Consider the following 12,675-nt stretch of genomic DNA (forward strand, 5'->3'; position numbering starts at 1 on the left):
GCCTACTCCTGTGCCATCGCGGACTGTCGGGTGTCGGCCTGCCAGAGGTGACGCATCTCGGCGTCCCCGGCCAGCAGGTCGGCGAGGGTGCCCACGGCGTGCACGCGGCCCGCCCTGAGCACGACGATCCGGCTGGCGCGTTCGAACGCCGCCCGCCGGTGCGAGACCGCCAGGCAGGTGACGCCGGCGCGGGCGAACAGCCTTTCCCACAGCTGCCGCTCGGTGTCCACGTCCAACGCGCTGGACACGTCGTCGAACACCAGCAGCTCCGGGTCCCTGGCGAACATCCGCGCCGCGGCCACGCGCTGGGCCTGCCCGCCGGAGAGCTTGGCGCCCTTGGGGCCGAGCAGGGTGTCCAGGCCGTCGTCGAGGGCGCTCAGGTCGCGTTCGAGCACCGCCGAGTGCACGGCCAGGTCGAGGTGGCGCCGGTCAGCCGGCAGGCCCTCCAGAATGTTGTCCCGCACGGTCTCGCTGGTCAGGTGGGGCAGCTGCGGGGTGTAGGCGGTCAGCGGCGGCACCAGCTCGTCGACCTCGGTGCCGTTCCAGGTCACCGTGCCGGCCTGCCGGGGCAGCAGGCCAAGGACCGTGCGCAGCAGCGTGGTCTTCCCGGCGCCGACCCGGCCGGTGATCACCACGAACTCGCCGCGCGCGACCTCAAAGTCCACTTCGGACACCCCGCCGCCGCCGTCGAACCGGTGGGTCAGCCCGGTGACCGACAGCCGCGACAGCGCCACCCGCTCGGGCTCCGGCACGTCGGGCACGCGGTGGGCGACCAGCTCGTCCGGCGGGCCGGGCACGGCGTCGGTCAGCCGCTTCACCGACGCCGCCGACTGCTTGAACAGCGCCAGGTTCTGGCTGAACAGCGCGGTGAAGTCGCTGGTCCAGCCGACGTAGACGACGAACAGCGCGAGGTCGCCGACGGTGAACCGGCCGGAGCCGAAGCCCTGCGCGGCCAGCACCAGCACCACACCGGTGGCCAGCGTGGAGGTGTTGGTCCACACCGACCCGAGGAACACGTCGGTGAACAGCCGGCTCTTGAGGGTGCGCCGGCGGCGGGACTCGTTCAGCTCGCGGAACCGGCCCAGCACCCGCGACTGGGCGTTGCCGAGCTGGATGGTCCGCACGGAGTTGTACATCTCGCCGAGGAACGCGCTCACGTCCCCGGCGGCCTCGCGGCTCTGCGCGTGGTACTTGCGGATCCGCACGCTGGCGATGGTGATCAGCACCCCGCCGGCCGCCATCGGCACGCACACCACCAGCGTCACCAGCGGGTCGATGCTGAACATCACCACCAGCGCCAGCGCCGCCTGGAACCCGGCGCCGATGACCATGAACGTGTACACCACGACCTGGGACACCGACCGCGAGTCGCCGGTCAGCCGGCTGACCAGGTCACCGCGCGCGTGCCGTGGCCGCTGGGCGCCCGGGGCGGCCAGGATCCGGGAGAACCCGTTGCGCACCAGCAGTCCCTGCCCGCGCGCCTCGCACGTCTCGTCGACCGCGACGCAGAACAGCAGGGCGGTCAGCCGGGCGAGCACCGCGCCGACCAGGAACGCCAGCAGCAGCCACACGGCGGTGTCCACCGCGCCGTCCACCGACGAGCCGTCGCTCAGCTCGTTGAGCACCTCGCGCACGATCAGGCCGGGGATCAGCGGGATGCCGCTGCGGAACAGCTGGAGCACCAGGTCCAGCGCGAACAGGCCGGGCGTGTACCGCACGACCTCCCAGAACATCCGTGCCGCGCTCACGCGCCCACCCCCGCCAGCAGTGCCGAGTACCGCGACCCGGGATCGTCGGTGAGGTGCTCGCGGCGGCCGGACTCGACGATCCGCCCGTCGTCGAGCACCACGATGTGGTCCAGGCAGCGCACGGTCGCCAGGTGGTGGGCGATGACGATCGCCGTGCGCCCGGCCAGCAGCCGCTGCTGGGCGCCCTGGGTGAGCCGTTCGGTCGCCGGGTCCAGCCGGGAGGAGGCCTCGTCGAGGATCACCACGTCCGGCTCGCCCAGGAACACCCTGGCGAAGGCCAGCAGCTGGGACTCCCCGGCGGACAGGGCGCCGCCGCCCTCGCCGATCGGCGTGTCCAGCCCCTCGGGCAGCGCGTCGAGCCAGCCAGCGAGGCCGACCTCGGCGATGGCGGCGACGATCCGCTCGTCGGGCACGGTGTCGTCGAACAGTGTCAGGTTGTCCCGCACGCTGGCCGCGAACAGCCGCACGTCCTGGGTCACCACGGCCACCCGCGAGCGCAGCTGCTCCAGGGTCAGCTCCCGCACGTCCACGCCACCGACAAGGATCTGGCCCGCACCGGCGTCCTGGCCGCGGTACAGCAGCCGGCCGACGGTGGTCTTGCCGCTGCCGGTGCGGCCGAGCAGCCCCATCGTCTCGCCGGGCGCCAGCTCGAAGGACACCTCGCGCAGCGCGGGTTTTCCTTCGGTGTAGGCGAAGGAGACGTCACGGTAGGCCACCGACAGCGGGCCGGCCGGCAGGTCGGCGCCCGGCCCGTCGACCACGGCGCTTGGCCGGTCGTGGATCTCGGCGATGCGCCCGACGCTGGCCACCGCCAGCTGGAGCTGGTCGATCCGGTAGCTGATCTTGAACAGGGTCATGCTGAGCAGGCCGGCGTAGTGGTAGCCGACGTAGAGCGCGCCGAGGGTCATCGTGCCGGCGCCCAGCAGCACCGAGCCCAGCGCGAGGATCCCGACCGTGGCCAGCGCCACGCTCAGTTCCAGCGCGCTGGAGGAGGCGCGGGAGGCGACCCCGGCGCGGCGCATCGACCGGGTCAGCTCGTCGAGCAGCCCGGTGAGCCGGCCGACGACGTGGTTGCGGGTGCCGTTGCCCCGGATGTCCTCGGTGGCGGCCAGCCGCTCCTCCAGGAAGCCCGACAGGTCGGCGTTGGTCTGGCGCAGCGCCGTGAAGTACGGCACCGCCACGTGCTGGGTGCGGCGCAGCACGAGCACCGCCGCGACGCCGAAGGTGAGCAGCACCAGGCCGATCCGCCAGTCGAGGAAGAAGCTGGCGACCACGATGCCGATGGCCAGCAGCGTGTTGCCCAGGACGTGGAACACGAAGCTGGAGAAGAACTGGGCGAGGGTGGTGACGTCGCCGTCGACCCGTTCGATCAGCTCGCCGGGCGTGTGCCGCTGGTGGAAGTCCTGGTCCAGGTCCAGGGTGTGGCCGACGAGGTCGGCGCGCATCCGGTTGGTGGCCAGCCACCCAAGGTCCTCGCTGTGGTAGGCCGCCGTCGACACGATCACCTGGTTGACCAGGGTCAGGCCGATGAACGTGCCGGCGATGACCAGCAGCGCCCTGACCTCCCCGCCGGTCTGGGCGGTGTCGACGAACCGGCCGAGCATGAGCGGGATGGCCACCGAGAGGCCGGCGTTGAGCAGGACCAGGACAGCCAGGGCGGTGGCCTTGCGCCAGTGGGGGGCGAGGTACTGGCGCAGCAGCGCGATGCTTCGACTCACCGGGGCCTCCTATCCCACGTCCAGGCGCAGCAGGTCGTCCTCGGTCTCGCCCCGGATGATCACCCGGACCTGGCCGTCGGCGACCGCGAGCACCGGTGGGCGCGGCACGTGGTTGAAGTTGTTCGACAGGCTCCGGCAGTACGCCCCGGTGTTGGGCACCACGAGCAGGTCCCCCACGGCGAGGTCGGCCGGCAGGTACTCGTCGGGCACGACGATGTCCCCGGCGTCGCAGTGCTTGCCGACCACGCGGGAGAGCATCGGGCCGGCGGTCGAGGTGCGGTTGCCCAGCGCCGCGGTGTACACGCCGCCGTAGAGCGGCGGGCGGATGTTGTCGCTCATGCCGCCGTCGACCCCGACGTAGGTCCGCAACCCGGGCAGGTGCTTGAGGACGCCGACCCGGTAGAGCGTCACGCCGGACGGGCCGCTGATCGCCCGGCCGGGTTCGATCGCCAGTCTCGGTGGGGCGACACCGAGTTCGGCGCACTCCTTGGCGACCAGGGTGCGCAGCCGCTCGGCCAGCACGCCGGGCGGCACGGGGTCGTGCGGGGCGACGTAGGCGATGCCGAAGCCGCCGCCGAGGCTGAGTTCGGGCAGTGCGACGCCGTGCTCGTGGGCGATCTCGGCGTGCAGGGCGACCGCGCGGTGGGCGGCCTCGGCGAACTCCCCGGTGCCGAAGATCTGCGACCCGATGTGGGTGTGCAGGCCGGCGAGGTCCAGCACCCCGGCGGCCAGGATCCGCCGGACGGCCTCGGCGGCGGCGCCGGAGGTGACCGACAGGCCGAACTTCTGGTCGTCGTGGGCGGTGGCGATGTGGCTGTGGGTGTCGGCCCGCACCCCGACGGTGGCCCGCACCAGCACGGTCTGGCGGACCCCGGCGGCCAGGGCCAGCTCGGTCAGCAGGGTGATCTCGTCGAACGAGTCGACGACGATCCGGCCGACCCCGGCGCGCAGCGCGCGGTCGAGTTCGGCGGCGGACTTGTTGTTGCCGTGCATGACGATCCGCTCCGCCGGGAACCCGGCGGCCAGCGCCACGGCCAGTTCGCCGCCGGTGCACACGTCCAGGTTCAGCCCGGCGCCGGCGACCAGCCGGGCGACCGCCTTGCACAGGAACGACTTCCCGGCGTAGAAGATGTCGAAGTCGTGGAACGCGGCGCGGAACTCCGCGCAGCGGGCCAGGAACTCGGCCTCGTCGAACAGGTAGGCGGGGGTGGCGAACCGGTGCGCGACCTCGGTGACCGCCACGCCGCCGACGCTGACCACGCCGTCCGGGTCGCGCCGGGCGGAGCGCGGCCACAGCCGGGGCGCCAACGCGTTGAGGTCCGGTGGGACGCGCAGCCAGTCCGGTCGCGACCCGGTCATCATCTCGTCGACGAGCACGCTGTGTTCCTTCCTCGAACGGTGAGCGCGTCGCGGCCGAAGCGCTCGGTGACCCAGTCGTTGTCGTAGATCGTGTCCAGGTAGCGGTCCCCCAGGTCCGGGGACAGCCCCAGCACCCTGGCGCCGGCCGGGATCTGCTCGCCCAGCGCGAGCATCGCGGCGAGCACGCTGCCGCTGGACCCGCCGAGCAGCAGCCCGCGTTCCCGGGCCAGCCGCCGGCACAGGCGGATGGCGTCCAGTTCGGACACGTACACCAGCCGGAAGGCGTTCTCGTCGCGGACCAGCTCCGGGCGCCGCGAGGTGCCGATGCCGGGGACGAACCGGGGGGCCGGCGGTGCGCCGAAGGTGACCGAGCCGACCGAGTCGACGGCCACGATGGTGGTGGCGGTGTCCCGGAAGTGGTCGACGCAGCCCATCAGCGTGCCCGAGGTGCCGACCCCGACGAACAGCCAGTCCGGCACGCCGAAGCCCTCGACGATCTCCCGCGCGGTGTGCCGGCGGTGGGCGGCGACGTTGGCCGGGTTGGCGTACTGGTTGAGCCACACCAGGGTCGGGTCGGCGGCCAGCTCGCCGAGGATGTGGTCGATCCTGGCCTGCAGGTAGCCGCCGTCGCGGTCGCGCCGGTCGATGACCACGACGGTGGCGCCGAGGGCACGCATGTGCGCCAGGCCGCGCGGGTTGGCGTTCGGGTCGGTGACCAGCGTGATCCGGTAGCCCTTGGCGGCGCAGAGGGTGGCCAGCGCGATACCGAGGTTGCCGGAGGTGGACTCGATGATCGAGGCGCCCGGTCCGAGCAGACCCTGGGCCTCGGCGGTCTCGATGATCTCCCGCGCGGCCTTGAGCTTGATCGAGCCGGCCGGGTTGAGGCCCTCCAGCTTGAGGTACGGGTCGAACGCGGTCGCCAGCCACGGCAGGCGCAGGAACACCTGGCCGGCGGAGACCTCGTAGGCGTGGTCGGCGATCACGGCGTCCCCCCGAGCCTGTGCACCAGCCCGGTGATCAGCTCCGGGCGGGTCGTGGGGAGTTGGTGGCCGCCGCCGTCGGCGACCACGACCTCGACGCCGGTGGCGAACCGGCCCCACAGCCGCGCCCGGTCCTCGCGTCCGGCGGTGACCGGGTCGTCGGCGGCCAGCACGACGGTCACCGGGCAGGCCAGGCGGCGGCGCGCCAGCAGCGCCTCGCGGTAGGCGCGGCGGGCCAGGGCGCTGTCGTGGCGGAACGCGGCCGGGTCGACGAGGTCGGCCCGGGCCAGGCCGGCGGTCCGCACCAGCCACTGCCGCACCTGGTCGTCGGTGGGTTCGGGGCCGTCGGTGTGGTCGCCGGGGTCGAGCGAGGTGAGGACGGTGCCGGCGACGACCAGGTGGGCGACCCGCCGGCCGAGCCGTTCGCGGGCGAACGCGATGGCCAGCGCCGGCCCGGCGCCGGCCGAGTGGCCGAGCAGCACCACGGGACCCTCGGGCAGGGCGGCGGCCAGCCGTTGGGCCGGTTCGCGGGCGGCCGGGTCGACGGCCAGCACCCGCACGGCCGGGCCGGCGGCCCTGGCCAGCGGCAGGTAGCCGACCGGGTCGCCACCGGCGGCCGGGACACACACCAGGGTGAGGGCCGGCGCGGTCAGGCGGCGGCCGGCGGCGGCGGTCAGGTCGACCAGCGGCGCGCGGCCGGCGGTGCCGATCCTGGCGGCCAGGGAGCGGACGGTGGGGTGGTCCAGGACGTCGCGGACCCCGGTGTCCAGGCGCGAGGCCAGGCGCATGGCGGCCAGCGAGTGGCCGCCGACGGCGAAGAAGTTGTCGGTCACGCCGATCTCGCCCGGCTCGCGGCGCAGGACCTCCGCGAACAGCGCCAGCAGCCGGGTCTCGGTCTCGCCGGCGGGTGGTTCGCGGCGGTGGTCTGGCTCGGGCAGGGCACGCCGGGCCAGCGCGTCGCGGTCGACCTTTCCGTTGCGGTTGACCGGGAACGCCGCGCACGGCGCGACGACGTCGGGCAGCATGTGCCGGGGCAGGGTGGCGGCCAGGGCCGCGCGGACCTCGGCGGCGGCTGGCACGGCGGGGCCGGTGCAGTGGGCCACCAGCCGGCCACCGGTGACCAGGGCGACGGCGTGGTCGATGCCGGCCAGGCCGGCCAGCGCGCCCTCGATCTCGCTCAGCTCGACGCGGTGGCCGCGGATCTTGACCTGCTGGTCGACCCGACCGGCGCAGTCCAGCACCCCGCCGGGCAGCCAGCGGCCGAGGTCGCCGGTGCGGTAGAGCAGCGCCGAGGTGTCGTCGAACCCGTTGGGGCGAAAGGCGATGGCCGTGCGCCGCGGGTCGTTGACGTAGCCGGCGCCGACCCCAGGGCCGGTCACGCAGACCTCGCCGTAGGTGCCGAGCGGCGCCAGCCGGCCGTCGCCGGCCACGACGTACAGGTGGGTGTTGAGCACCGGGGTGCCGACCGGGACCCGCTCGCCGCCGGCCGCGCCGCGCAGGACGTGGTGGGTGACGTCGTCGGAGGCCTCGGTGGGGCCGTAGGCGTTGACCAGCGGCACCGGGTACCGGGCGAACCAGCGGCGGGTCAGGGCCGGCGGCAGGGTCTCGCCGGTGACCAGCGCGTGGCGCAGCGCGGGCAGTGGCCGTGGGCGGTGTTCCACCTCGGTCAGCAGCGCGTCCAGGTGCGGGGGCACGACCTCGACGACGGTCACCGCGTCGGCGGCCAGCGCGTCGAGCAGCGCCGGCGGGTCGGCGACCACGTCCCGGCCGTACACCACCGTCGTGCCGCCGGCCAGCCACGCCACCAGCAACTGCCAGACGGAGATGTCGAAGCACTGGGTGGCGGTCTGCGCCACGACGGCGTCCGGCCCCAGCCCCAGGTCGGTGACCTTGGCCAGCAGGTGGTTGAGCAGGCCGAGGTGGCGGATCAGCGCGCCCTTGGGCTCGCCGGTCGACCCGGAGGTGAAGATGACGTAGGCGAGGTCCCCGGCGGCGGGCCGGTGCGCCGGCTCCGGCGCGGGCCGGACGTCCTCGGGGCGCAGCACCGTGGCCGGCAGGTCGCCCACGTCCCCGGTGGCGACCACGTGCCGGCAGCCGGCGTGGCGGACCATGGCGGCGAGCCGGGCGGGCGGGTCGGCCGGGTCGAGCGGAAGGTAGACCGCGCCAAGGCGCAGCAGCGCCAGCACGGTCAGCGCCCACGGCAGGCCACGGTCCAGGGCCACGGCGACCACGTCACCGGGACGCACGCCCTCGGCGGCGAGGTGGCCGGCCAGGTCACCGCCGCGTCGGTCGAGGGTGCGGTAGTCCAGCCGCTGCCCGTCGGCGACCAGGGCGAGGGCGTCCGGGCGGGTGCGGACCTGCTCGGCGATCAGGTCGAGGGCGGTGCCGGCGGGCAGCGGCCGGGCCGGGCCGGCGAACCGGTCGGTGAGCGTGGCCAGCTCGGCCGGGGACAGCAGTGGGTGCGCGCGGTGGTCCTCGCCGGTGTGGGTGGTGAGCAGCTCCAGGGCCCGCCGGTAGTAGCCGGCGATCCGGTCGATCTGGGCGCGGCCGAACTCCGCCGGGTCGTGGTGAACGGACAGTCCGATGTGGTCGGTGAACGGGTCCTGCCAGAACTCGGCGCGCAACGGGAACTCGGTGCGCGAGGTGATCGCGGTGCGCACCAGGTCGAAGCCGAGGTCGCGCAGCGCGTGGAAGTGGGTGAAGTTGAACACCGCCTCGATCGCCGGTGCCCGCTCCCCCAGCGCGCGGGTCACCGCCGAGAGCGGGAACCGGCGGTGGGGCAGCAGGTCGGTCTCGGCCCGGTACACCGCGCGCACCAGCTCCGCCCAGGTCCCGCCGGGCACCCGCACGCGCAGCGGCAGCGTGTTGAGGAACAGCCCGGCCAGGTGCTCGCCGCCGTGTTCCTCCGGCCGGCCGCTGTGCTCGTAGCCGGTGAGCACGTCGTCGGAGCCGGACACCACGGCCAGCACGGCGACGTGCGCGGCCAGCAGCACCGACTTCACCGGGACCGCCAGCTCCGCCGCGACCCGCCGCAGCGCCGCCGACAGCTCCTCGGGCACCGGCACGTCGTGCACGGCGACCCCGGGCGGGGTGCCGGCCGGGCGGTCCGGGCGCGGCAGGCGGGTGCCGTGCGCGCCGTCCAGGTGCGCGGCCCAGAACTCGCGCCGCTCACCGGACCCGGCGTCGGCGCGTTCCAGGGCGACGAAGTCGGCGACCGACACCGAGGGGGTGGTGAACACCGGGCGCTCGCCGCGCAGGATCGCGGCGTAGGCGGCGAACACGTCCCGGTTGACCAGGCTCACGCTCCACCCGTCCAGCGCGGCGGCGTGGTAGCTGATGCCGTAGTGGGCCCGGTGCGCCGACACGAACAGCCGGAACCGGACCAGGTCGGTGGCACCGGGGGTGAACCCGGCGGCCAGCTCGGCGTCGTGGAAGCCGGCGAGCGCCTCGGCGGTGAGCGGTTCGACGACCAGCGGGTCGGCGATCCGCCGGTGCACGACCTGGATCGGCTCGGTGTACCCGCCGGTGTGGAAGGACGTGCGCAGTGCCGGGTGGTGGTCGACGACGGCCGCGACGGCGGCGCGGAAGGCGTCCACCCGCACCGGTTCGGGCAGCCGGTAGCTGGCGACGTCGTGGTAGAGGCCGGGGCCCCGGCGCGCGGTCTCGTACAGCAGGCCAGCCTGCAACGCCGAGAGCGGGTAGGCGTCGACCGCGCCGGCCGGCAGCCGGTCGCGGTCGGCCGGGTCGAGCAGGGCGAACGGCCCGGTGCGCCGGCCGGACCGGGCGCCGCCGCGCCGCCCGGCGAGCTGCTCGACGGTGGGGGTGGCGAACAGGTCCTGGAAGGTGAAGTCGAACCCGGCCTCGCGGGCGGCGGCCAGCACGCCGATGAAGGTGATCGAGTCGCCGCCGAGGGCGAAGAAGTTGTCCCGCACGCCGACCCGTTCGCGGCGCAGTGCCCGCGCCCAGATGGCGGCCAGGCTGGTCTCCTCGGGGGTGCGCGGCGCGACGTGCCCGGCCGGGCCGGCGGGCGCCGGCAGCCCGGACAGGTCGCGCTTGCCGGTGGGGCCCACCGGGAAACCCGGCACCGGCAGGACGAACGCGGGCACCAGGCCGGCCGGCAGTTCGGCGGCGAACCGGGCCGCCAGGCGTCGCTCGTCGAACCCGTTGGTGACCACGACGTAGGCGCACAGCGCCCCGGCGACGACGGTCACCGCGCAGTCGGCGACCGTGGCGTCCTGGCGGGCGACGTGTTCGATCTCGCCGGGCTCGATCCGCTGGCCGCGCAGCTTGAGCTGGCCGTCGAGCCGGCCGAGGAACTCCAGGGTGCCGTCGGGCAGCCAGCGCGCCAGGTCGCCGGTGCGGTAGGCGCGCCCGGCGGGGTCCGGGACGAACGCCGTGGCGGTCCGGGCCGGGTCGTCGCGGTAGCCGATGGCCAGGCCCGTCCCGGAGATGGACAGCTCGCCGGGGGTGCCGACGGGCGCGAGGCCGCCGGCGCGGGTGCGCACGTGCAGCGCGGTGTTGGCGATCGGCCGGCCGATGGGCACCGGGCGGCGCGGGTCGGCGCCCGCGCAGTCGAAGTGGGTGACGTCGATCGCGGCCTCGGTGGGGCCGTAGAGGTTCACCAGCGCGGTGTCGCCGAGCAGCCGGCGGGCGGCCTCGACGTGCGCGCCGGTGAGTGCCTCGCCGCTGGCGAACACGGTCCGCAGCGAGCGCAGCGAGCCGGCCGTGCCGGTGGCCTCGACGTAGCGCAGGAACGCGCCGAGCATCGACGGTACGAAATGGACGGTGGTGACCCGGTGCCGGGCGATGGCCGCGACGATCCGCTCCGGGTCACGTTCGTCGCCGGGCGCGACCGTGCACACCGACGCGCCGGCCAGCGCCCACCAGAACAGCTCCCACACCGACACGTCGAAACCACAGGGTGTCTTGTGCAGCACCACGTCCTGGGCGCCGAGGGGGTAGGCGCGCTGCATCCAGGCGATCCGGTTCACGATCGCCCGGTGGCTGACCAGCACGCCCTTGGGGTGGCCGGTCGAGCCGGAGGTGTGGATCAGGTAGCAGGCGTCGTCCGGACCGGCCCCATCATCCACAGTGGACAGATCGCCGTCGGTCGGGACGTCAACCCAGGTCGCGACCCCGGGAACCAGCGGTGCGCCGAGGACCACCGTCGCGCCGCCGCCGGTGAGCAGCCGGGTGATCCGCGCCGGCGGCAGCGCGGGGTCGATCGGCAGGAACGCGGCGCCGGCCTTGAGCACGGCGTGCACCGCGACGACCGCGTCCCGCCCGCGCGGCAGGCCGACGCCGACCACGTCGCCCCGGCGCACGCCCAGACCGCGCAGCCGCGCGGCGAGCCGGTTGGCCCGCCGGTCGACCTCGCCGTAGGTCAGACCGGCGACCGCCACCCGGTCCGGCTCGGCGGCGGCCCGCCGCTCCAGGAACCGGTGCAGCGGCCCGTCGTCGGGCAGCGCGGCGGCGGTGTCGTTGAACGCCGCGAGCCGCGCCCGGTCCCGGGGCCCGGCGTCGAGCAGCCGCGCCAGCGGCACCGCCGGGTCGGCGGCGACCTCGGCGAGCAGGTCGGCGTAGGCCAGGGCGAGGTCGCCGGCGGTCGCGGCGGTGAACAGGTCCGCGCGGTAGGCCACCGCGACCCGGGTGGTGACGTCCACGCGCAGCACGCAGCCGAACGGCTCCAGGGCCACCGGGTCGAGGTCGGCGCCGACGGTCAGCGCCAGGTCGGTCGGCGCGGCCCCCGCCTGCCCGAACAGGTGGCCGACCGGGACGTCCAGGTTGGCCGACGCCCGCCCCACCGCGTCGCGGGTCGCGGCCAGCAGCGCCCGGAACGGCGCCGCCCGGGGCACGTCCAGCGCCACCGCGACGGCCTGCCCGGACACCGGCAGCACCACCGCCACCCGGTCCCGGTCGGTGGCGCGCGCGGCCAGCACCGCCAGCACGGCGGCGTACAGCACCCGCACCAGCACCGGGTCGTCGTGGGTGATCCGGCCGACCGCCGCCAGCGTCGCCGCGTCGAGGGCGGCGGTGGCGGTGCGCACCGGGCGCGGGGCCTGGGCGTGCAGGTAGTCCCTGGGCAGCCGGGTTGGCGCGCCGAGCGCGGCGATCTCCCCGCGCCAGAACGCGACCTGCGCGGGATGGGCGTGCGCGGCCTGGCTCTGTTCGAGAACGTTGGTCATCGGCATCCTCAGAGGTCGAACTCGGCCAGGGCGACCGGCGAGCTGCCGGGGCGCGCCGGGACGGCGGGGGCGTGCGGGGCGGCCAGCAGCTCGTCGAGCACGGCGACGTACGCGCCGAGCAGGAACTCCGCCGACGCGTGGTCGAACAGCGCGGTGGCGTACTCCAGGTCCAGGCCCAGCTCTTCGCCCCGGGGGTGGATCTGCAGGTTGAGGTCGAACCGGGTGGTGCCGGGGTTGAGCAGCTCGACCCGCCGCTCGTGCAGGCCGAGGTCGTGCACGGCGAAGAACACGTCGAACAGCGGGTTGCGCGCCGGGTCCCTCGGCACGCCCAGCGCCTCGGCGATCCGCCGGTGCGGCACCGCCTGGTGGGTCAGTGCCTCGGCCACCCGCCGCGCCACGTGCCCGACCAGGTCACCGAAGGTGGTGGTGGCGCCGAACTCGGCCCGCAGGCACACGGTGTTGACGAACATGCCGACGGTCCGCTCCAGCGCCGGGTGGGTCCGCCCGCTCGCCGGGCTGCCGACCACGACGTCGCGCTGCCCGCAGATCCGGGCCAGGGTGGCGACGTAGGCGGCCAGCAGCAGCACGTAGCGGGTCACCCCGTGCCGGGCGGCGGCCCGGGTGACCGGCCCGCCGGGCAGCACGCGGCGCACGAGCGCCCCGGCGGTGGCCCGGCGGGCGCCGC

General features: G+C 75.1%; 6 protein-coding genes. All 6 read right to left on the reverse strand.

Annotation, left to right across the window (positions count from 1 at the left end):
• Positions 1 to 2: 2 nt before the first annotated feature.
• Positions 3 to 1,748: an ABC transporter ATP-binding protein gene (locus BLA60_RS18915; protein ID WP_084735076.1), complete on the reverse strand. Its 1,746-nt coding sequence runs from the start codon at positions 1,746 to 1,748 to the stop codon at positions 3 to 5.
• A complete protein-coding gene (locus tag BLA60_RS18920; RefSeq protein WP_075134228.1) occupies positions 1,745 to 3,466 on the reverse strand; it encodes an ABC transporter ATP-binding protein in 1,722 nt (573 codons plus the stop codon). Before BLA60_RS18920 ends, BLA60_RS18915 begins: the two co-directional genes overlap by 4 nt.
• 9 nt (positions 3,467 to 3,475) lie before the next feature.
• Complete coding sequence (gene lysA, locus BLA60_RS18925; RefSeq protein ID WP_245812045.1) at positions 3,476 to 4,843, reverse strand: diaminopimelate decarboxylase; 1,368 nt, start codon at positions 4,841 to 4,843, stop codon at positions 3,476 to 3,478.
• Positions 4,825 to 5,808, reverse strand: a complete 984-nt coding sequence (sbnA, locus tag BLA60_RS18930) for a 2,3-diaminopropionate biosynthesis protein SbnA (protein ID WP_084735077.1) — start codon at positions 5,806 to 5,808, stop codon at positions 4,825 to 4,827. The genes lysA and sbnA overlap by 19 nt, the downstream gene beginning before the upstream one ends.
• Entirely contained in the window at positions 5,805 to 11,990 is a 6,186-nt protein-coding gene (locus BLA60_RS18935) for a non-ribosomal peptide synthetase (RefSeq protein ID WP_075134229.1), read from the reverse strand. The genes sbnA and BLA60_RS18935 overlap by 4 nt, the downstream gene beginning before the upstream one ends.
• 8 nt (positions 11,991 to 11,998) lie before the next feature.
• The coding region (locus tag BLA60_RS18940) for a condensation domain-containing protein (protein ID WP_211288778.1) at positions 11,999 to 12,675 on the reverse strand (677 nt) is incomplete at its 5' end.

It is taken from the genome of Actinophytocola xinjiangensis (assembly GCF_001921215.1).
Taxonomy (GTDB): Bacteria; Actinomycetota; Actinomycetes; order Mycobacteriales; family Pseudonocardiaceae; genus Actinophytocola; species Actinophytocola xinjiangensis.

Coding starts and splice junctions, on each gene's coding strand:
- BLA60_RS18935 (WP_075134229.1), bottom strand. CDS start 11,990: ATGACCAACGTTCTCGAACAGAGCCAGGCCGCGCACGCCCATCCCGCG.